Below are 19,773 nucleotides of genomic sequence, written 5' to 3'. Positions count from 1 at the left end.
GCAAGCGCGGGCGGATGCTTGCGGTTCCCCGCCACGCCGTTCGCATTTTGCGGAACCATTGGGCGAAGCGGGTGTTGGGTAGGCAGAGCGCGCACAGCGTGCCACGAAATGACAGGAGTATGACTATGAATAAGCTCGCACTTTCGACGGCTGTTCTGGCCCTTGTTTCCGGCGCCGCCTTTGCTCAGACCACGCCCCCGGCCACCGGCTCGGGCACGGCCACGGATACCGCGCCGACCACCGGCACGGGCGCCGAGCCGACCACCGGCACGGGCATGACCCCGGCCCCGCTGACCGGCAACGACGCCTCGCCCGAGGCCGCGCCGAAAGACACCGGCAACGAGGGTGGCGCACCGGCGATGGAAACCACGCCCGGCACGACGGAAACGATGCCGCCCGCATCGGACGCGGCGCCTGCAAACACCATGCCGGCCGACACCGCGACCGAAACCATGCCGGGTGACACCGCAACCGCACCGATGATGACGCCCCCCGAAGGCTATGCCATGGTCGAGGCGAGCACGCTGACGGGTGAGGTTCTTGACGGTGCCACCGTCTATGGCCGCGACGACGACGACGCGACCGAAGACGACAACATCGGCAAGATCTCCGAAGTCGTGCCGGCCGAAGGTGCGCCGCAGCAGGTGATCGTCGATGTGGGTGGTTTCCTCGGGATCGGCGCGAAATCGGTGGCCCTGACCGTGTCCGAGCTGTCGTTCTTCCAGGAAACCGATGGTGACACGGTTCGCGCCTACACCACGATGACGGAAGACGAACTGAAGGCGCTTCCCGAATACGAAATGTGATCTTTCAGGATTGCGACAGGAAGGCCCGCGTCATGCGGGCCTTTTTGTTTGCTTAACGTTCCCCGTGAACATATACTGAACCCATGGCGCAAAGAACGTTGATGGACAAGCTCGCGCTCCTGTCGGATGCCGCGAAATATGACGCCTCCTGCGCCAGCAGCGGGGGGCAGAAACGCGATTCCCGCGATGGGAAGGGCGTGGGCAGTTCGGGCGGGTCCGGCATCTGCCACGCCTATGCCCCCGACGGGCGCTGCATCAGTCTGCTGAAAATCCTGATGACGAATTTCTGCATCTATGACTGCGCCTATTGCATCAATCGCGTGTCCTCGAAGGTGGAGCGGGCGCGCTTTTCCGTGGATGAGGTGGTGCGCCTGACCATCGAATTCTATCGTCGGAACTATATCGAAGGGTTGTTTTTGTCCTCGGGCATCATCAAGTCGCCCGATGAAACGATGGGCGACATGGTGCGGATCGCAAAAACCCTGCGCGAGCGGGAGAATTTTCGCGGCTACATCCATTTGAAGACGATCCCCGACGCCTCGCCCGAACTGATCGACGAGGCGGGGCGTTACGCCGACCGGCTGTCGATCAATATCGAGATGCCGACCGAGCAGGGGCTGAGCGCGCTGGCCCCGGAAAAGAACGCCCGCGACATTCGCCGCGCCATGGGGGCCGTCCGCCTGAAGCGCGAGGAATCGCGCGAGGTGACGCATACGGGCCGCAAGAAGGCGCGGTTCGCCCCCGCGGGGCAATCGACGCAGATGATCGTGGGCGCGGATGCGGCGGACGATCGGGCGGTGCTGGGGCAATCGTCCAATCTCTATGCCAATTACGGCCTCAGCCGGGTCTATTATTCCGCCTTTTCACCCATTCCGGACGCGTCGAAGATACTGCCGTTGAAGACGCCCCCGCTTTTGCGCGAACACCGCCTCTATCAGGCGGACTGGCTGTTGCGCTTTTATGGGTTCGAGGTGGAGGAGATCGCGTCGAAAGGAATGCTCGATCTGGATCTCGATCCCAAGACCGCCTGGGCCATCGCGCATCGGGAGGCGTTTCCCGTGGACATCAACCGCGCCCCGCGCGAGACGCTGCTGCGCGTGCCGGGATTTGGCACGCGGACGGTGGACCGGGTGCTGGCCACCCGCCGCCATCGCACCCTCCGATACGAGGATCTGGCGGCGATGGGCGCGGTGCTGAAAAAGGCCAAGCCGTTCATCACCATGCCGGGATGGAGCGCGCGTGGCCTTGACGATGCGCATCTGCGGGCGCGGTTCGCCGCCCCGCCCGAACAGCTGAGTCTGTTCTGATGGACATCGCGCTGCCGGTCCTTGGAACGGTGGCGGCGTGGCGGGACGCGGTGCGCGATCTGGCCGCACGGGGCGTCCGCCCGGATCAGGTGCGCTGGCATGTGGGACCGGCGGCCCCGACACTGGATTTCGACGATGCCCCCACCGATGCGCCCCGCCGGTTGAAGATCCCGCGTGAGGCGCTGGCCGAGATCGAGACCGCCCTGTGCCATTCCGACCCCGAACGGTTCAATCGCGCCCATGATCTGGTTCTGCGCCTGAACGATGGGCTGGTCTGGGGCGATCGCAGCGATGCGGGCGTGCGCACGGTGATGGAGCAGGCCAAAGCCGTGCGCCGCGACATCCACAAGATGCACGCCTTCGTCCGGTTCCGCGATGTGGGGACCGATGGCGCCCGCCGCGCCTTCGCCGCCTGGTTCGAACCGGATCACCGGATCGTCGAACGCGGCACTCCGTTCTTTGCCAAGCGGTTCGGCGACATGGATTGGGTGATCGCCACGCCCGAGATCACCGCCCGGTTCGACGGCACGTTGCGTTTCGTGGAAACCGACGACCGCACCCCGCCGCCGCCCGACGCGACCGAGGCGTTGTGGCGCACCTATTACGCCAGCATCTTCAATCCCGCCCGCGTCATGGTGAAGGCGATGCAGGCCGAAATGCCGAAGAAATACTGGAAGAACCTGCCCGAGGCCGACCTGATCCCCGGCCTGATCCGCAGCGCCGAAACCCGCGTGCGCGACATGCACGCGCGCGAGGCCGAGGAGGCCCCCGCCCGCCGCCGTGCGGTCGCACGCACGATGGCGGTGCCCGAACGTCCCGTGCCGCAGGCCGGCACGCTGGACGCGCTGCGCGCGAGGGCGGCCCAGTGCACCCGCTGCCCCCTGCACGGACCCGCCACGCAGACCGTGTTCGGCATCGGCCCGTCCGACGCGCCCATCGTGATGGTGGGTGAACAGCCGGGCGATCAGGAGGATCTGGCGGGCACCCCTTTCGTCGGCCCCGCGGGGCAGATGTTCGATACCGCCGCCGCCGAGGCGGGGCTGGACCGCGCGCGTCTTTACATCACCAACGCGGTCAAACACTTCAAGTTCGCCCCGCGCGGCAAGCGGCGCATCCACCAGAAGCCCGACGCAGGCGAGGTGCGCGCCTGCGCCCCCTGGTTGGAGCAGGAGTTGGAGCTGATCCGGCCCCGGTTGATCGTGGCGATGGGGGCCACGGCGCTGGCGGCGCTGACCGGGACGGGGGCGGGCCTTTTGAAACGTCGCGGCGGGATCGAGGCGCGGGCGGACGGGACGCCGGTCCTGATCACCGTGCACCCGTCCTATCTTCTGCGGCTGCCGGATGCGGAGCTTGCGCGGCGGGAAACCGCGCTGTTCCGGGACGATCTGGCGCAGGCCGCCCGCTGGCTGTGACCTAGTCCTTGTCGGTCGGCTTGGCCGTGCCGTCCACGACATCGCCCTTGGGTGCGGGAAGGACCAACGCCTGTTCCATCCCCGCGGGGAAATGCAGCGTCCGCTGCGGGAACGGAATGTCGATGCCGCGTTCGTCGAACACCACCTTCACCAGTTCGTTGTAACGACGCCCCACGCCCCAATGCTTGCCCGCCACCGTCAGCACGCGGCACCGGATGGTGATGGAGTTGTCGCCAAAGGCGGTGACCCCCTGCATTTCCAACGGTTGGGTGACGAATTCGGCGTGTTCCGGTTCCTGCATCAGGCGGTCATAGGCCTCGAACAAGGCGGCCTTGGCATAGGCGATGTCGGTGCCATAGGCGACACCCATCTCCATCAGATGCGCACCGAAATCGCGGGTCATGTTGGTGACCACATCCACGGACGAGAAGGGGACGATGTGCACCGACCCATCCAGCGCACGCATCCGCACGGTGCGGATGTTCACCCGTTCCACCCCGCCAGACACGCCGCCCGCCATGACCACGTCGCCGACGTTGATCGCGTTCTCCAACTGGATGAACACGCCGGTGATCACGTCCTGCACCAGCTTTTGCGCGCCGAAACCGATGGCCAGACCGATCACACCCGCACCCGCCAGAAGCGGCGCGATGTTGATGCCCAGCTGCGCCAGGGTGATCATCGTCGCCAGAATGACCAGCGCGATGGTGAAGCCGTTGCGGAACAGCGACAGCAGCGTGCGCGTGCGGTTGGTGGGCACCGTTCCGCCCACCGTCTGCGTCAGCCGATACTCGATCCAGCCATCCACAAGGGCCCAGATCATCGTGGCGATCAGCGCCATCAGAACCGCCGACATCAGCCGCCACATCACGCCCTGCACCGCCGCATTGGTCCAGAAGCTGGTGTCGATCCAGCCCCAGCCCCAGACGGCGACCGAGACCGCGAACAGCAGCAGGAAGATCGCGCTCAGCCACGCCAGGATCATCACGACGACAGTGATCCGCCCGGCCAGTGACGGCATGACACTCAGCGCCGCCGACGGCAGGCGAACCTGCGTTTGCCCGATCGACCGCAGGATGCGCATCCCCACCAGCACCATCACCAGCGCGCCGAAGGTGAACAGCGTGCCGCGCAGGATCACGCTTTCGATCAGGGCGGGGCGGGTGACGGCGATGAACCAGGCATATCCGACATAGGCGAGGGCGAGGATCGGCCACAGCCCCTGCCACATGTGCTGCGCCCCGGCGGCCACGGTCGAACTGGCCGTCTTCTCCCCGGTCACGCGGTCATCTTTCGCAAGGATAAGGGCGTTGCGGATCTGACGGATCGCCCGCAGCGCCATGCCCACGGCCACCGTGGCCACCAGAACCCGCACCGGATGCACCGCGGCAAAGCCAAGCCAGGCCCGGGCCAGCGGCACCAGAAACAGCAGCCCCTGCGTCACGATGCCCGCGACCAGCACCTGATTGCGATAGATGATCTCCTGCGCGCGGGGGGCCAGAACGCTCAACGCGGGTTCTTCGTCGGCATTGGGGCTGTTGATCGCGCGCAGGATGACACGCACGACGCCATAGACGAGATAGGCGTTCAGATAAAGCGACTGGGCCGTGCTGGGCGCGCCGGTATCCGAAAAGACAAAGGTCGCCAGCGCGTAGCCGGTGGCCCAGGCCACCGCCACCGACACCAGCCGCAGCAGCGACACGATCAGCGTCGAGCGCGCGCGCCGCCAGAATCCGGCGGTGGGGGGCGGGGCATGGCGCCCGGTCAGCACCTTCGCCACCCGCATCAGGACAAGGCCGATGACGATGGTGGTGAAGATCGTCATCACCAGCCGCAGCGCCTCGTCCTTAAAGGAATCGCTGGTGTTGAGGTTCACCAGAACGCCGAAGCTGCTGACCAGCTGACCCGCCACGCGCTGCATTTCGGTCAGGAACTGGCGGCCCGCCACCGCCGTGCTTTCGGCGACCTGCTGCGCCAGCGCGGGGGGCGGCGCCGCGGCGTTGGTCTGGGTGTCGGGGGTGGCCGCTTCATCGGCCTGCAACCGCTCGATCAGGGCGGTGCGGGCCTGATCGTCCTGCAGCACGTCCAGAAGGCGCTGCACCGCCTCGCCCGACGAAATGGCCGATGCCTCGGACCCCGGCGCGGCGGTGGAGGGTGTCTGGGCCATGGCCCCCAACGGCGCAAGAAAAATAAGCAGGGCGGCAATCAGGCTGCGAAACGGCGTCATGTATCATCCTTGGACTTTGCGCGACCCTGCGGTGATGGCCCGGATCGCACCCGGGGTTCAACCCCGGTCGGTGGTCCGATCCAAGGTAGCGCGATCCCGGATGAGGTGAAGCATGTAATCCAGTTTCGCCACGACGGGCGGCGCGATGGAGAAGGGGTAGAAGTCGTTATGCCCCAGCGATCGGTTCATCGCGTTCATCGCGGTGGACAGCGGGCCCCACGCCGCCAGCATCGGCCCCGCCGTCCCGATATCATAGGGATTTTCGTAATTCAGGCCCGACGGGTCCAGCCCGTAATCCTGCGCCGTGTCCAACCCGTCAAGAATGTGCAGGAGATGCGCCCAGGTCTCGGCCCAATCCTCCCATGGATGGGCGGTGGCATAGGGGGAGACGTGCGATGTCTGCCAATCCTCGGGCGGGCCTTCGGCGTAATGCCGCTGAAGGGCGGCGCTGTAATCCTGCCGCGCATCGCCGAAGATAAGGGCGCACTCGTCCTCCCGCCCCGCCTCGCGCACCAGAACTTCCCAATAGAAATGCCCGATCTCGTGCCGCAGATGGCCCAGAAGGGTGCGATACGGCTCCCCCATCGCCAGCCGCCGGCGTTCGCGTTCGTCGTCGTCCGCCTCGGCGATGTTGAGGGTGATCAGACCCTCCTCATGCCCGGTCAACATGCGTTTGACGATGGTGCCGTCGGGGGCGAACTGGTCGCCCACGAAGTGAAACCGCAACCGTTTGCCCGAGGGCGAGGCGTGGGGCAGGCCCAGGGCGTCCAGCGAATGGAACAGGTGCCGTTTCGCCGTCTCCACCCGGATCCAGCGGGCCAGATTCCCCGCCACGTCCAGATCGGGGATGATCACCGTCGTGGTGCAGCTTTCGCACAGGCCGTTCGCCTCGGCCATCCAGTTGCAGGCGATGCGGGGCCGGTTGGCGCAGGGGGCCGTGTCCTGCAAGGTGACCATGTCGCCGGTATGGGGATTGTGCACCAGTTCCGTTCCGCAATTCAGACACAGGGTGTTGCGGAAATAGGCGGGCTGGTGGCAGACCGGACAGAGAAAGCGTTTCATGGATACAGCCCTTGGGAGTCCCGCGAGAACGGGCGAACGGGCGGCAGGTTCCGGGGGGAGGGAAGAATGTCCGGGGTCGATATCTACGTGCGGTTGCAATTTCCCACGCTGCGCTTCGGGCCGGGCAAGGCCGACCTGCTGACGGCCATCCGCGATCACGGGTCGATTTCGGCGGCGGGGCGGGCGATGGGAATGAGCTATCGCCGCGCCTGGGCGCTGGTGGAGGAGATGAATACCGCCTTCGCCGCGCCCCTGGTCAGCGCCAGCCGTGGGGGCGCGGGGCGGGGCGGGGCCGAATTGACACCGGATGGGGTGGCGGTGCTGGACGCCTATCGCCGCGCGGTCGCCCATGCGGCGGAGGCGGACATCTCGGCCATCGCCCGTCGGTTGCGTTAGGGGCGGATGCCCGCGAACCGGGTCTGCCAATCGGCCCGATCCTCGTCGCTGATCTTGGCGAACAGCACGTCGGGCACGGTGAAGGCATGGCCCGCGGGCAGAACGCCCAGTGCGGACGCGACATCCTCGGGCCAGCTGCGGTCGGTCGTGCCCATCGCCTCCAGCATCCGGTCGGCCGCGTCGGGGATGAACGGGGCCGAGATGACGGCATAGAAGCGGATGAGGTTCAGCGCGAGGCGCACCATCGCCGCCGCCCCTTCGGGGTCGGTCTTGAACGCGGTCCAAGGGGCCGCCGATTGCAGGTATTCGTTGCCCAAAACCCACAGCGCCCGCAGATCGGTCGCGGTCTTGCGCACCTCCATCGCCTGAAGGTTCGCCTCATAGGATCGCAGGCGGGCGTTCAGGTCGGCGACCAGCTGCGCCTCCCGCTCGCCCAGGGTGCCGCCCTCGGGCACCACCTCGCCGAATTTCGACCGGCAGAACTTGGTGACACGGCTGACAAGGTTGCCCAGAACATCCGCCAGATCCTTGTTGACCGAGCCTTGGAAGTTCTCCCACGTGAATTCGCTGTCCGAGGATTCCGGCGCATGGCTCAGCAGCCACCAGCGCCAGTAATCGCTGGGCAGAATCGACAGCGCCTGATCCATGAAGATTCCGCGCCCCTGACTGGTGGAGAACTGCCCGCCGTCATAGTTGAGGTAGTTGAAGGATTTGATGTAATCGACCGTCTTCCACGGCTCGCCCGATCCCATGATCGTGGCGGGGAAGGACAGGGTGTGGAACGGCACGTTGTCCTTGCCCATGAACTGCAGATAGGTCACGTCGCCCGCGCCCTTGTCGGTGCGCCACCAGCGTTCCCAGTCGGCATCGGTCTTGCCGTTCGCCACGGCCCATTCGGCGGCGCAGGCGATATATTCGATGGGCGCGTCGAACCAGACATAGAAGACCTTGCCCTCCATCCCCGGCCAATCCTCGGTGCCCTTTTTCACCGGCACGCCCCAGTTCAGGTCGCGCGTGATGCCGCGATCCTGCAACCCGTCGCCGTCGTTCAGCCATTTCTTGGCGATGGAGGTGGTCAGGATCGGCCAGTCGGTCTTGGACGCGATCCAGTCCGACAACTCCCCTCGCAGGGTGGACTGACGCAGATAGAGGTGCTTGGTCTCGCGCACCTCCAACCGGGTGGAGCCGGAAATGGCCGAACGCGGGTCGATCAGGTCGGTCGGGTCCAACTGCTTGGTGCAGTTTTCGCACTGATCCCCCCGCGCCTTGTCGTATCCGCAATTGGGGCAGGTCCCCTCGATATACCGGTCCGGCAGGAAGCGCCCGTCATCCAGGGAATAGACCTGTTTCTCCGACACTTCCTCGATCAGGCCGTTCTTGGCCAGAACGCCCGCGAAATGCTGCGTCAGGTCGCGGTTCTGGCGGCTGGAGGACCGGCCGAAATGATCGAAGGACAGCCCGAAGCCGCGGGCGATGCGGGCCTGCACGTCGTGCATCTCCTCGCAATACACATCCACGCGCTGGCCCGCCTTGGCCGCGGCCAGTTCGGCGGGCGTGCCATGTTCGTCGGTGGCGCACAGAAACAGCACCTCATGCCCCCGCGCGCGGTGGTAGCGGGCGATCAGGTCGGCGGGAAGCTGGCTGCCCACAAGGTTGCCGAGGTGCTTGATCCCGTTGATGTAGGGAAGTGCCGAGGTGATCAGATAACGTGCCATTCCCGCGCCTTTTGTCCGCTTGTCGATCAGGGGTGTAGCGGGTGACGCGTCCAGCCTCAAGCGGGGCTTGCCATTCATCGGCGGGCCGCTAGGGTCAGCCGCGAAAGTGAGGGCGGCATGAAACAGATTCCTCTGGGAACCACCGGACTGATGGTGTCCGAACTGTGTCTGGGCACGATGACCTGGGGCACGCAGAATTCCGAAGGCGAAGGCCACGACCAGATCGCAATGGCGCTGGATCACGGGGTCAACTTCCTCGACACGGCCGAGATGTATCCGACCAACCCCGTGTCCGCCGAAACGGTGGGCGATACGGAGCGGGTCATCGGCACATGGCTTGCGGCCAAGGGCGGGCGGGACCGGATGATCCTCGCCACCAAGGTCACGGGCGAGGGCAGTGCGGCCACCGGCGGCGCGCCGATCACCCCCGCCCGGATGCGGCAGGCGGTGGAGGCGTCGCTGGGCCGGCTTCAGACCGATTACATCGACATCTATCAGATGCACTGGCCCAATCGCGGCTCGTATCACTTCCGCAAGATCTGGGAATACGTCCCGCCGACCGACAAGGCCGCGATCGAGGCGGAAATGCTGGACATCCTGCAGGAGGCGCAGCGCCTGAAGGACGAAGGCAAGATCCGCCACATCGCCCTGTCGAACGACACCGTATGGGGGGCGGCGGCCTGGCTGCGGTTGGCCGATCAGCACGGATTGCCGCGCATGGCGACGGTGCAGAACGAATATTCGCTGCTGTGCCGCCAGTTCGACAGCGACTGGGCCGAATTCGCCGCGTTGGAGAACATGCCGCTTCTGGGCTATTCCCCGCTGGCGACGGGGCTTCTGACCGGCAAATACGCGGGCGATGTCATCCCCGCCGGGTCGCGGCGCGAACGCACGCCGAACCTTGGGGGCCGCATCTCGCCCTTCGTGTTCGAAGCGGTGGCCGCCTATCTGGGCATCGCCAAGACGCACGGGCTGGATCCGACGCAGATGGCGCTGGCCTTCTATCGCACGCGGCCGTTCCCCTGCCTGCCGATCATCGGGGCCACGCGGCTGGACCAGCTGAAGACCTGCCTCGATTCCGTGAACCTGACGTTGAACGAGGAGGTTCTGGCCGATCTGGATCAGGCCCACCGCGCCTGGCCGGCGCCCTTCTGATGCGCCGCCTCGCTCTGGTGCTTCTGGCGCTTGCGGCCTGCGCGCGCGCGCCCGAACCCGCACCGCCCGAGACGTTCCGCAACGTCTCGGCCCCGATCTGGTCGAACGCCGGGTTCGACCCGGCATCGCTGAGCGGCACGTGGCGGCAGGTCGCGGGCTTTGGCGCGGCCTGCGGGGGTGGGGGGCTGACCTTCACCCCCGGACGGGTGGAGGGCAGCCTGTGCGTGAACGGGCAGATGCGGCGCATCTCCGGCCCCTTCGCCGTCACCGGGCCCGCGCGGTTGCTGCCCGCGGGCGAGGGGGAGCCGTGGTGGATCCTGTGGATCGACATCAACCAGCGCAGCATGGCCATCGGCACGCCTTCGGGCCGGTTCGGGTTCGTGCTGGACCGCACGGGCGCGATTTCCCCCGACCGCCTGACCGCCGCGCGCGAGATTTTCGACTGGAACGGCTATGACACCGCCCGCCTGCGCGCCTTCTGATTTTTTTGCGACGGAAGCGGGCGGGGTCTGCGTTTGATCGGGTGAAGGGCGGCAGACGCCCTTCCACACAGGAGCAGACGAATGAACCGTTTTCTTGCCGGACTGACCTTCATCTCCGTGACCGCCGCCGGGCTGTCGGGCGCGCTGGCCGCCCCTCCCGGACCCGGGGGGCACGGCCCGCGCCTTCCGCCGTTTTCCGAACTGGATACGAACGGCGATGGCCGCATCACGCCCGAGGAACTGACCGCCCATGCCACCGCCCGCGCGCAGGACCGTGCGGAGAAGATGATGGAAAAGCTGGACACCAACGGCGACGGCCTTCTGTCGATCGAGGAGCTGTCCAAGGCCCCCGAAGGCCATGCCGACCGCATGATCGAACGCGTGGACACCGACAAGGACGGGGCCGTCAGCCAGGAGGAATACGACGCGGCGGTCCAGCGGATGCGTGATCGCATGCCGCCGCGTCCGGCCAATTGAGCGTCGCGCCGCCCGTTGTCGAACACCGGGCGGGCGGCTACCTGAAGGCCGATGACGATGCCCTTCGACCTGATGACGGACGTGACCGATGACGCGCTGCTGATCCTGTTTGCCAACGGGGATGCGGCGGCGGCGCGGATGCTGGCCCTGCGCCTTGCGCCGCGCGTGTTGTCGGTCGCCGCCCGCCTTCTGTCCGATCGGACGGAGGCCGAGGACGTGACGCAGGAGGCGATGCTGCGCTTGTGGCGCATCGCCCCCGATTGGCGTCAGGGCGAGGCGAAGGTGACGACCTGGCTTTATCGCGTCACCGTCAACCTGTGCACCGACCGTCTGCGCCGCCGGCGCGGTGTGGCGCTGGAAGATGCGCCGGAGGTGGAGGACGACGCCCCCTCGGTCGAGGGGCGGATGATGGACCGCGACCGCGTCGCAGCACTGGAGGCGGCCTTGGCCCGCCTGCCGGATCGCCAGCGGCAGGCCGTGGTCCTGCGTCACATCGAAGGGCTGCCCAACCCCGAGATCGCCGCGATTCTGGGGATCGGGGTGGAGGCGGTGGAAAGCCTGACCGCGCGGGGCAAGCGCGCGCTGGCCGCGATGCTGGGCGACAGGCGTGCCGAACTGGGATATGAGGAGGGCTGAGATGCACGACGATCTGGACGATCTTTTTGCCAGGGCCCGGCACCGGACGCAGGCGCCGTCGGCCGACCTCATGGCCCGCATCCTGGCCGATGCGGACGCGGCACGGGCCCGCCCTGCGCCGCCCGCCCCGCGCCGCCCGTGGTGGCGGGTGTTCGGCCTTATGGCGGGCGGGGCCGGGGCGATGGCGGGCCTTGCCAGCGCGGCGCTGGCCGGGGTGTGGATCGGCTTTGCCCAGCCAGAGGCGCTCGGCCTCATCACCGGAAACCTTGTGACCGGTGCGGTCCTCGACCCCTATCCCGCCTTCGATGCCGTGCTTGAGGAAATGCGCCCATGATCACCCGTCTGTCGCCGCGCGCGCTGCGCATCGCCCTTGGCCTGTCGGTCGCATTGAACCTGCTGGTTCTGGGGATCGTCGCCGGGGCGATCCTGCGCGATCCGCCCCCGCCGCCGCGCGATCGGGGGTTTGCCTTCAGCCCGATCGAAGGCGCGCTGTCGCCCGAGGACCGGCGTGAGATCCGCCACGCCTTCCGCGCCCGCGCGCGGGATTTCGACATCGACTGGCGCGACATGCGCGCCGAGGTGGACCGGATCGTGGCGCTGTTGCGTGCCGAACCCTATGACCCGGCGGCGGTGGAATTGATCCTGAACGCGCAGCGCGAGCGGGGGATTCGGATCATGGCCCTGGGTCAGGCGCTGGTCGCGGACCATCTGGCCGGAATGACGCCCGATCAACGCCAGGGGTTCGCCGATCGGCTGGAGGGGCAGATGAAACGCCCGTCGAAAGACGGCGGCTGACCCCCTTCAGGCGGTGCGGGCCGTGCCCCAAAGGCAGGACCCGACCGTGACCTGATTGCGCCCCGCCGCCTTCGATTGCAGCAAGGCGCGGTCGGCCCGGTCCATCGTGTCCGTCACCGTTTCCGGTTCATACCGCCGCCGCGTGGCGATGCCGACCGACACCGTCACCCGCAGCGTCTGGCCGGAGGGAAGATGGACCGGCGTGGTCCCGATATCGGCGCACAGGCGGTCGGCGATGTCGCGGGCGGTGGCCAGCTTGGTGTCGGGCAGGGCGATCAGAAATTCCTCGCCGCCGATGCGGGCGGCCAGATCGCCGGGGCGCAGGCGCGTGGTCAGGCGGCGCGCCACCTCGGCCAGGACGGTGTCGCCCGCCGCATGGCCGAAGCGGTCGTTGACCGATTTGAAATGGTCCAGGTCGATCAGCATCACCGCCATGTCGCCCTGGGCCATCGCCGCCATCCGGGGCAGGGCGAAGCGGCGGTTGTGCAGGCCCGTCAGCGGATCGACCATCGCCATCCGCAGCCCGTTCGCGACCGAGGCGCGGCGCCGGTCCAGCACGCGTTTGCCGCGCAGCAGTGCCTGCAACCGCAAAGCCAGCTCGGCAGGGTCGGTGGGAACGGCCATCACCTCATCCGCGCCCAGATCCCAGGCCATCGCGGCGGTTTCGGGGCGCGGGGCCGCGTTCACGATGCACACGGGCACATGCCGCGTGGCCGACCGCGCGCGCAGGTCGGACATGAGGCGCAGGCCGCCGCCCATCCCGTTCAGATCCGCCTCGATGATATAGAGGTCCGGCACGCGGCCCGCATCGTTCAGCGCCTCTTCCCGGGTGATGACGGACAGGTGGCCGCCCAGACGGGGGGCCAGATCGGCGCGCAGGCGGGCCATGCCTTCCGGCCGGGCCGCGACCAGTGCGATGGCGGGGGGATGTTCGAACCCGGTCCCGTCCTCGGCCAGACCGGCATCGGTGCCCAGCTCGTCCACCTCGGCGCTGCGGCGCAGGACGGCGCGCAGGCGGGCCAGCATCAGCCGGTCGTCCACGGGTTTGGTCATCACGTCCACCGCCCCACCCTTCAGCGCGGTCAGGCGCACGGCGGGCCGGTCGATCGGGCTGAACACGATCATCGGAATGTCGCGCAGGCGCGGATCGCGGCGCATCCGTTCCAGATCGCTCAGCGGTTGGGACGATTCGATCAGGATCGCGCCGGGCCGGTCGCGGCGGGCGACGGGAATCGCCTCCTCCACCGAATCGACGATGGTGGGGAGATAGCAGCCCGAGGTCAGGCGCAGTTTGGTCACGATGCGGCTTGTGGGCACGGGGTCGATGACAAGAATGCGTCCGGTCATGATCTCCCCCTCCCCGATATCTGGTTGCCGTCCTGCGTCGACAATGGCGACTAATTGGTTAAAAAAGTCTTGCGCTCCACCCACCTCTTGCATCCGCGACGCAAGTCGGCACGATGCCGCCCATGACACATCCCGACCTGCCTTCCCGCGATGCGGGCGAAACCCTTGCGATCCAGGCCTTGGTCTGGCTGGCCGCGCAAGACGACCTGATGCCCCAGTTCTTGGCGATGACGGGGGCCGCGGGGGATGATCTGCGCCGCGCGGCGCAGGATCCGAACTTTCTGGGGGCGGTGCTGGATTTCATTCTGGCCGAGGATGACCGGGTGATCGCGTTCTGCGATGCCCATTCCATCCCCTATACCCAGCCGGGGCGGGCGCGGGCGGTGCTGCCGGGGGGCGATCTGCCCCACTGGACCTGACGATGATTCGCGGCATCCTGTTCGACAAGGACGGCACCCTGTTCGATTTCCAGCGCAGTTGGGGCGGGTGGGCGGCGGCGTTTCTGGCCGATGTGGCCCCCGACCCCGTGATGCGGGCGCAGGCCGCGCGGGCCATCGGCTACGACCCCGCCGCGGGGCGGTTCGCGCCGGACAGCCCGGTCATCGCCGAGACGCCGCCGGTGATCGCCGCCACCCTGCTGCCGCATCTGCCGGGGTGGGATCTGCCCCGTCTTCTGGCCCGCATGAACGCGCTGGCCGCCAGCGCCCCGATGGCCGAGGCGGTGCCGCTGGCTCCCCTCATGGCCGATCTGGCGGCGCGCGGTCTGCGGTTGGGCGTGGTGACGAACGACGCCGAAGCCCCGGCCCGCGAGCATCTGGACCGCTGCGGCATCACGATGGCGTTCGATTTCATCGCAGGCTCCGACAGCGGTCACGGGGCCAAGCCTGATGCCGCCCCGCTTCTGGCCTTCTGCGCCGCGACCGGCCTTGCCCCGGATCAGGTGGCGATGGTGGGCGACAGCCTGCACGATCTGGAGGCGGCCCATGCGGCGGGCATGGTGGCGGTGGGGGTTCTGACCGGACCCGCCCGCGCCGCCACGCTGGCGCCATGGGCGGATGCGGTGCTGGACGATATCGGCCAGTTGCCGGACTTTCTGACCCGCCACCTGTCCTAAAATTTAAGTCGCCAGACAGATTCGGCTGCGCTACGCTTTTTCCAAGGCGCCGGTGCGGGGGAGTGAACGCCCCGGTGCTTCGAAGGAGGACGACGATGCTGGACCACGGACGGGCGACTTTCGCCCCCGCTGACGATTTCACGGCGAATGCCCATGTGAAACCCGCCGATTACGACCGGATGTATGCCGAATCGATCTCGGACCCCGAAGGGTTCTGGGGCCGCGAAGGGCGCGCGCTGAACTGGATCACACCTTATACCAAGGTCAAGAACACCGACCTGATGAACGGTCGCGTGTCGATCCGCTGGTTCGAGGACGGGGTGCTGAACGCCTCGGTCAACTGCATCGACCGGCATCTGCCGCAGCGGGCGGATCAGACGGCGATCATCTGGGAACCGGACGATCCGAAGGACCCCGCCCGCCACGTCACCTATGCCGAACTGTCCGATCAGGTGAACCGCTTCGCCAACGTGCTGCTGAGCCAGGGGATCATGCGCGGCGACCGCGTGGTCATCTATATGCCCATGATCCCCGAGGCCGCCTATGCCATGCTGGCCTGCGCGCGCATCGGTGCCGTGCATTCGGTGGTCTTTGCCGGGTTTTCGCCCGACAGTCTGGCCAACCGCATCAACGACAGCGGGGCCAAGCTGGTCATCACCGCCGACAGCGCGCCGCGCGGGGGCAAGCGGACGCCGCTGAAATCCAATGCCGATGCGGCGCTTCTGCGCTGTTCGGACAAGGTGCGCTGTCTGGTGGTCAAGCACACGGGCGACCAGATCACCTGGATCGAGGGGCGCGACGTGGACGTGAAGGCGCTGATGAAGACGGCCGCGCCCGAATGCCCGCCCCGCCCGATGGGGGCGGAGGATCCGCTGTTCATCCTCTACACCTCCGGGTCCACCGGACGGCCCAAGGGGGTGGTGCACACCACGGGCGGCTATCTGCTTTATGCCGCGATGACGCATCGGCTGGTCTTCGATTACCACGACGGCGACGTCTATTGGTGCACGGCGGATGTGGGCTGGGTCACGGGGCACAGCTACATCGTCTATGGTCCGCTCGCGAACGGGGCGACGACGCTGATGTTCGAAGGCACGCCCACCTTTCCCGATGCGGGCCGGTTCTGGGACGTGGTGGACAAGCACAAGGTCAACCAGTTCTACACCGCGCCCACCGCGATCCGCGCCCTGATGGGGCAGGGCGAGGAATGGCCCGCGAAATACGACCTGTCCAGCCTGAAGGTTCTGGGGTCGGTGGGCGAACCCATCAACCCCGAGGCGTGGAACTGGGTCAACACCCATGTCGGCCACGGAAAATGCCCGATCGTGGACACGTTCTGGCAGACGGAAACCGGCGGGCACATGATCACGCCGCTGCCGGGCGCCATCGCGACCAAGCCCGGATCGGCGACGAAGCCGTTCTTCGGGGTGAAGCCGGTCCTTCTCGACCCCACCTCGGGCACGCCGCTTGACGGGGCGACGGAAGGGGTGCTGGCCATCGCCGACAGCTGGCCCGGCCAGATGCGGACGCTGTGGGGCGACCACGAGCGGTTCGAGGAGGCGTATTTCAGCCAATATCCCGGCTATTATTTCACCGGCGACGGGTGCCGCCGCGATGCCGACGGGTATTACTGGATTACGGGCCGGGTGGACGACGTGCTGAACGTGTCCGGCCACCGCATGGGCACGGCCGAGATCGAATCGGCCCTTGTCGCGCATCCCGACGTGGCCGAGGCGGCGGTGGTCGGTTTCCCGCATGATGTGAAGGGGCAGGGCATCTACGCCTATGTCACGCTGATGAACGGGGTGGAGGCGACGGACGCGCGCCGCGCCGATCTGGTCGCCTGGGTCCGGCGCGAGATCGGGCCCATCGCCTCGCCCGATCATCTTCAATGGGCGCCGGGCCTGCCCAAGACCCGTTCGGGCAAGATCATGCGCCGCATCCTGCGCAAGATCGCCGAGGACGATTTCGGCAGCCTTGGCGACATCTCCACCCTCGCCGATCCGGCGGTGGTGGAGGATCTGATCGACAACCGCATGAACAAGGGGAAAGGCACCGCCTGACGGAACGACCGGCCCCGCGCGGCATGTGATCTTGGGAGGGATCGCCGCGGGGGGGCCGAAAGAGGGGCATCACGGGGGTCTTACCGTCGCAGGGACGACGGACACCCCCGGCAAGGGAGGATACGCCGAATGGCCGACAACACAATGGATGCGGGCGCACCCCGCTCCCGTCCGATGACGCGGGAGGAGAAGAAGGTCATTCTCGCCTCCTCCGCCGGGACGATCTTCGAATGGTATGACTTCTACCTCTATGGCTCGCTGGCCGCGATCATCGGGGCGCAGTTCTTTACCGCCTTCCCCGAAGCCACGCGCAACGTCTTCGCGCTTCTGGCCTTTGCGGCGGGCTTCATCGTCCGGCCCTTCGGGGCGCTGGTCTTCGGGTCGCTGGGCGATCTGATCGGGCGGAAATACACGTTCCTGATGACCATCCTGATCATGGGCTTTTCGACCTTCCTTGTGGGTCTGCTGCCCGGATATGCCAGCTGGGGCATCGTGGCCCCGATCATCCTGATCGCGCTGCGGATGCTGCAGGGTCTGGCGCTGGGCGGGGAATACGGGGGGGCGGCGGTCTATGTCGCCGAACATGCCCCGCGCAACCGGCGGGGGTTCTACACCGCGTTCATCCAGACGACGGCCACGCTGGGGCTTCTTCTGTCGCTGATCGTGATCCTGTCGGTGCAGGGCTATGTCAACGCCAACTTCCCGATGCAGCCGGTGGTGGATCTGGCGGGCAATCCGGTCCTTCTGGCCGACGGCACGCCGCAGATGATCACCGCGTTCAACGCCTGGGGCTGGCGGATTCCGTTCCTCGGGTCGGTCGTGTTGCTGGCGATCTCGCTCTATATCCGCTTGCAGATGGAGGAGTCGCCCGCCTTCAAAAAGATGAAGGAAGAGGGTCGCGCTTCAAAGGCCCCGATGCGCGAGGCGTTCGGCAATTGGAAGAACGGGCGCATCGCGCTGATCGCGCTGTTCGGCCTGACGGCGGGGCAGGCGGTGGTCTGGTATTCGGGCCAGTTCTACGCGCTGTTCTTCGTGCAGAACGTGGTGCGGGTGGACAGCTTCAGCGCGAACGTCTTCGTCGCGTGGTCGCTGATCCTCGGCACCGGCGGGTTCCTGTTCTTCGGCGCGCTGTCCGACCGGATCGGGCGCAAACCGATCATCCTTGCGGGCTGCCTGCTGGCGGCGCTGACCTACTTTCCGGTGTTCAAGGCGATCACCCATGTCGCGAACCCCGCGCTTCATGCCGCGCAACAGGTTCCGGTGACGGTGACACATGCGCCCGACGACTGTTCGTTCCAGTTCAACCCGACGGGCACGGCCAAGTTCACCTCGTCCTGCGACATTGCCAAGGCCGCGCTGGCCCGCGCCTCGGTAAATTACGACAGCGCCGAAGGGGCGGCGGGCACGCCGACCACGATCTCGGTCGGGGATACGCAGATCGCGTCCTATGATGCCGGCGCCTTCACCGGCGCGGATCTGGCGGCGGAAAAGGCGCGGTTCGACAGCGAACTGGCGGCGGCGCTGGCCGATGCGGGCTATCCCGCCAATCCGGCGGCCAACCCGACGATTGCCAAGGCCAACAACTTCTTCGACATCTTCACCGGCCAGAAGCTGACGCTGATCATCATCCTGACCTATCTGATCCTGCTGGTGACGATGGTCTATGGCCCCATCGCGGCGGCGTTGGTGGAGCTGTTTCCGACGCGCATCCGCTATTCCGGCCTGTCCTTGCCCTATCACATCGGCAACGGCTGGTTCGGGGGGCTGCTGCCGGCGACGGCCTTCGCCATCTCGGCCCAGACGGGCAACATCTATGCCGGTCTGTGGTATGCGATCACCATCGCGGTGATGACGGTGATCATCGGGGCGATCTTCGTGCCGAACGGAACGCACAAGAAGGACATCTTCGCGGACGACAATCTGCCGCCGAAGGTCTGAACAAAAGGGCCGGGGGGAAACCTCCGGCCCCTATGCGAACGGGTCGTCGGGATAGCCGACACCCGTCAGATACAGGCCCTGCGGCGGGCAGACCGGCCCGCAGGCCGCGCGATCCGTCGCCGCCAAGGCGTCACCCACCCGCGCGGGATCCCACGCCCCCGCCCCCACACGTTCCAAGGTTCCCACGATCGACCGCACCTGATTGTGCAGAAAGCTGCGCGCGCGCAGGCGGAAGCGGTATTCGGTGCCGGTGGGCAAAGGCACCTCGTCGATGGTGATCTCGTCAATGGTCTTCACCGGCGATTTCGCCTGACACATCGTGCTGCGGAAGGTGGTGAAATCATGCAGCCCGATCAGATGCGCCGCCCCCGCCCGCATGGCCGACACCGACAGCGGATGGCCGATCCGCCACGCCAGCCCGCGATCATGGGTCAGGGGCGCGCGCCGGGCGATCAGCCGGAACAGATAGCGGCGTTCCACGGCCGAAAACCGGGCATGAAACTCGTCCGGCACAGCGGCGCAGGCCACGACCGCCACGGGCAGGGGGCGCAGGTGGTGGTTCAGCGCCTGGCTCAGGCGATAGGGGTCCCAGACCTTGTCCATGTCGCAATGGGCGACTTGCCCCGTGCCGTGCACACCGGCATCGGTGCGTCCGGCGGCGGCGATGGTGTGGGCGCGGGGTTCCAGCCGGGCCAGCGCATCCTCGATCGCGCCCTGAACCGAAGGCTGGCCCTGCGCCTGCCGCTGCCAACCCTGAAACGGGCCGCCGTCGTAATCGATCATCATCGCATATCTGGGCATGGGCGGGGATTACCACCGGGGCCATGCCCTACACAAGCCC

At 67.1% G+C, this 19,773-nt stretch carries 19 protein-coding genes; 14 read left to right on the top strand and 5 right to left on the bottom strand.

The features are described 5' to 3' along the window. Nucleotides 1-125 precede the first annotated feature (125 nt). The 3 genes from MU449_RS11635 to MU449_RS11625 all read left to right on the top strand — a co-directional run bounded on the left by MU449_RS11635 (nt 126) and on the right by MU449_RS11625 (nt 3,525). Entirely contained in the window at nt 126-806 is a 681-nt protein-coding gene (locus MU449_RS11635; protein WP_244738295.1) for a PRC-barrel domain-containing protein, read from the top strand. An 83-nt stretch (nt 807-889) separates the two neighbouring features. Further along, nucleotides 890-2,113, top strand: coding sequence for a putative DNA modification/repair radical SAM protein (locus tag MU449_RS11630; protein ID WP_244738294.1), 1,224 nt, complete (start codon nt 890-892; stop codon nt 2,111-2,113). Beyond that, a complete protein-coding gene (locus tag MU449_RS11625) occupies nt 2,110-3,525 on the top strand; it encodes a UdgX family uracil-DNA binding protein (RefSeq protein WP_244739048.1) in 1,416 nt (471 codons plus the stop codon). Before MU449_RS11630 ends, MU449_RS11625 begins: the two co-directional genes overlap by 4 nt. A 1-nt stretch (nt 3,526) precedes the next feature. Here MU449_RS11625 and MU449_RS11620 read toward each other — a convergent pair whose 3' ends face one another. Next, the gene (locus tag MU449_RS11620) at nt 3,527-5,752 is read right to left on the bottom strand and encodes a mechanosensitive ion channel domain-containing protein (protein WP_244738292.1); all 2,226 of its coding nucleotides are present in this window, start codon (nt 5,750-5,752) and stop codon (nt 3,527-3,529) included. Between the two features lie 57 nt (nt 5,753-5,809). Next, nucleotides 5,810-6,814: a zinc-binding metallopeptidase family protein gene (locus tag MU449_RS11615; RefSeq protein ID WP_244738290.1), complete on the bottom strand. Its 1,005-nt coding sequence runs from the start codon at nt 6,812-6,814 to the stop codon at nt 5,810-5,812. Between the two features lie 66 nt (nt 6,815-6,880). On the opposite strand from MU449_RS11615, the gene MU449_RS11610 reads away from it, so the two are divergent. Continuing rightward, a complete protein-coding gene (locus tag MU449_RS11610; protein ID WP_244738288.1) occupies nt 6,881-7,210 on the top strand; it encodes a winged helix-turn-helix domain-containing protein in 330 nt (109 codons plus the stop codon). Here the strand turns inward: MU449_RS11610 and metG are convergent. Further along, on the bottom strand, nt 7,207-8,925 hold the full coding sequence (gene metG / locus MU449_RS11605; protein ID WP_244738286.1) for a methionine--tRNA ligase: 1,719 nt from the start codon (nt 8,923-8,925) through the stop codon (nt 7,207-7,209). The genes MU449_RS11610 and metG overlap by 4 nt on opposite strands. 117 nt (nt 8,926-9,042) lie before the next feature. On the opposite strand from metG, the gene MU449_RS11600 reads away from it, so the two are divergent. The 6 genes from MU449_RS11600 (at nt 9,043) to MU449_RS11575 (ending at nt 12,470) form a co-directional block, all read left to right on the top strand. Continuing rightward, complete coding sequence (locus MU449_RS11600; protein WP_244738284.1) at nt 9,043-10,080, top strand: aldo/keto reductase; 1,038 nt, start codon at nt 9,043-9,045, stop codon at nt 10,078-10,080. Next, nucleotides 10,080-10,562: a lipocalin family protein gene (locus MU449_RS11595; protein WP_244738283.1), complete on the top strand. Its 483-nt coding sequence runs from the start codon at nt 10,080-10,082 to the stop codon at nt 10,560-10,562. Before MU449_RS11600 ends, MU449_RS11595 begins: the two co-directional genes overlap by 1 nt. 81 nt (nt 10,563-10,643) lie before the next feature. After that, nucleotides 10,644-11,039 carry an EF-hand domain-containing protein gene (locus MU449_RS11590; protein WP_244738282.1) on the top strand — a complete coding sequence of 132 codons (396 nt, stop codon included), beginning with the start codon at nt 10,644-10,646 and terminating at the stop codon, nt 11,037-11,039. Nucleotides 11,040-11,090: 51 nt separating this feature from the next. Then, nucleotides 11,091-11,675, top strand: a complete 585-nt coding sequence (locus MU449_RS11585) for an RNA polymerase sigma factor (RefSeq protein ID WP_244738281.1) — start codon at nt 11,091-11,093, stop codon at nt 11,673-11,675. A gap of 1 nt (nt 11,676) precedes the next feature. Further along, entirely contained in the window at nt 11,677-12,009 is a 333-nt protein-coding gene (locus MU449_RS11580; protein ID WP_244738279.1) for a hypothetical protein, read from the top strand. After that, nucleotides 12,006-12,470 carry a periplasmic heavy metal sensor gene (locus tag MU449_RS11575; protein ID WP_244738278.1) on the top strand — a complete coding sequence of 155 codons (465 nt, stop codon included), beginning with the start codon at nt 12,006-12,008 and terminating at the stop codon, nt 12,468-12,470. The genes MU449_RS11580 and MU449_RS11575 overlap by 4 nt, the downstream gene beginning before the upstream one ends. Before the next feature lie 6 nt (nt 12,471-12,476). Here the strand turns inward: MU449_RS11575 and MU449_RS11570 are convergent, their stop codons facing one another. Continuing rightward, the gene (locus MU449_RS11570) at nt 12,477-13,817 is read right to left on the bottom strand and encodes a diguanylate cyclase (RefSeq protein ID WP_244738276.1); all 1,341 of its coding nucleotides are present in this window, start codon (nt 13,815-13,817) and stop codon (nt 12,477-12,479) included. Nucleotides 13,818-13,939: 122 nt separating this feature from the next. Between MU449_RS11570 and MU449_RS11565 the strand changes: the two genes are divergently transcribed. The 4 genes from MU449_RS11565 (at nt 13,940) to MU449_RS11550 (ending at nt 18,932) form a co-directional block, all read left to right on the top strand. Continuing rightward, nucleotides 13,940-14,236, top strand: a complete 297-nt coding sequence (locus MU449_RS11565) for a DUF3572 domain-containing protein (protein WP_244738274.1) — start codon at nt 13,940-13,942, stop codon at nt 14,234-14,236. Between the two features lie 2 nt (nt 14,237-14,238). Then, a complete protein-coding gene (locus MU449_RS11560; RefSeq protein ID WP_244738272.1) occupies nt 14,239-14,931 on the top strand; it encodes an HAD family hydrolase in 693 nt (230 codons plus the stop codon). A 95-nt stretch (nt 14,932-15,026) separates the two neighbouring features. Beyond that, nucleotides 15,027-16,994 (top strand): acetate--CoA ligase, encoded by a 1,968-nt coding sequence (gene acs / locus MU449_RS11555; protein WP_244738270.1) that lies wholly within the window; start codon nt 15,027-15,029, stop codon nt 16,992-16,994. Between the two features lie 129 nt (nt 16,995-17,123). Next, nucleotides 17,124-18,932: an MFS transporter gene (locus tag MU449_RS11550; RefSeq protein ID WP_244738268.1), complete on the top strand. Its 1,809-nt coding sequence runs from the start codon at nt 17,124-17,126 to the stop codon at nt 18,930-18,932. 30 nt (nt 18,933-18,962) lie between these two features. Here the strand turns inward: MU449_RS11550 and truA are convergent, their stop codons facing one another. Beyond that, the gene (truA, locus tag MU449_RS11545) at nt 18,963-19,733 is read right to left on the bottom strand and encodes a tRNA pseudouridine(38-40) synthase TruA (RefSeq protein ID WP_244738266.1); all 771 of its coding nucleotides are present in this window, start codon (nt 19,731-19,733) and stop codon (nt 18,963-18,965) included. Nucleotides 19,734-19,773 lie beyond the last annotated feature (40 nt).

It is taken from the genome of Falsirhodobacter halotolerans, assembly GCF_022899245.1.
Taxonomy (GTDB): domain Bacteria; phylum Pseudomonadota; class Alphaproteobacteria; order Rhodobacterales; family Rhodobacteraceae; genus Falsirhodobacter; species Falsirhodobacter halotolerans.
This window is presented reverse-complemented; position numbering and strand designations above follow the sequence as displayed.

Coding starts and splice junctions, on each gene's coding strand:
- MU449_RS11560 (WP_244738272.1), top strand. CDS start 14,239: ATGATTCGCGGCATCCTGTTCGACAAGGACGGCACCCTGTTCGATTTC.
- truA (WP_244738266.1), bottom strand. CDS start 19,733: ATGCCCAGATATGCGATGATGATCGATTACGACGGCGGCCCGTTTCAG.
- acs (WP_244738270.1), top strand. CDS start 15,027: ATGCTGGACCACGGACGGGCGACTTTCGCCCCCGCTGACGATTTCACG.
- MU449_RS11575 (WP_244738278.1), top strand. CDS start 12,006: ATGATCACCCGTCTGTCGCCGCGCGCGCTGCGCATCGCCCTTGGCCTG.
- MU449_RS11635 (WP_244738295.1), top strand. CDS start 126: ATGAATAAGCTCGCACTTTCGACGGCTGTTCTGGCCCTTGTTTCCGGC.
- MU449_RS11615 (WP_244738290.1), bottom strand. CDS start 6,814: ATGAAACGCTTTCTCTGTCCGGTCTGCCACCAGCCCGCCTATTTCCGC.
- MU449_RS11630 (WP_244738294.1), top strand. CDS start 890: ATGGCGCAAAGAACGTTGATGGACAAGCTCGCGCTCCTGTCGGATGCC.
- MU449_RS11580 (WP_244738279.1), top strand. CDS start 11,677: ATGCACGACGATCTGGACGATCTTTTTGCCAGGGCCCGGCACCGGACG.
- MU449_RS11565 (WP_244738274.1), top strand. CDS start 13,940: ATGACACATCCCGACCTGCCTTCCCGCGATGCGGGCGAAACCCTTGCG.
- MU449_RS11600 (WP_244738284.1), top strand. CDS start 9,043: ATGAAACAGATTCCTCTGGGAACCACCGGACTGATGGTGTCCGAACTG.
- MU449_RS11585 (WP_244738281.1), top strand. CDS start 11,091: ATGACGATGCCCTTCGACCTGATGACGGACGTGACCGATGACGCGCTG.
- MU449_RS11595 (WP_244738283.1), top strand. CDS start 10,080: ATGCGCCGCCTCGCTCTGGTGCTTCTGGCGCTTGCGGCCTGCGCGCGC.
- MU449_RS11610 (WP_244738288.1), top strand. CDS start 6,881: ATGTCCGGGGTCGATATCTACGTGCGGTTGCAATTTCCCACGCTGCGC.
- MU449_RS11570 (WP_244738276.1), bottom strand. CDS start 13,817: ATGACCGGACGCATTCTTGTCATCGACCCCGTGCCCACAAGCCGCATC.
- MU449_RS11620 (WP_244738292.1), bottom strand. CDS start 5,752: ATGACGCCGTTTCGCAGCCTGATTGCCGCCCTGCTTATTTTTCTTGCG.
- MU449_RS11590 (WP_244738282.1), top strand. CDS start 10,644: ATGAACCGTTTTCTTGCCGGACTGACCTTCATCTCCGTGACCGCCGCC.
- MU449_RS11550 (WP_244738268.1), top strand. CDS start 17,124: ATGGCCGACAACACAATGGATGCGGGCGCACCCCGCTCCCGTCCGATG.
- metG (WP_244738286.1), bottom strand. CDS start 8,925: ATGGCACGTTATCTGATCACCTCGGCACTTCCCTACATCAACGGGATC.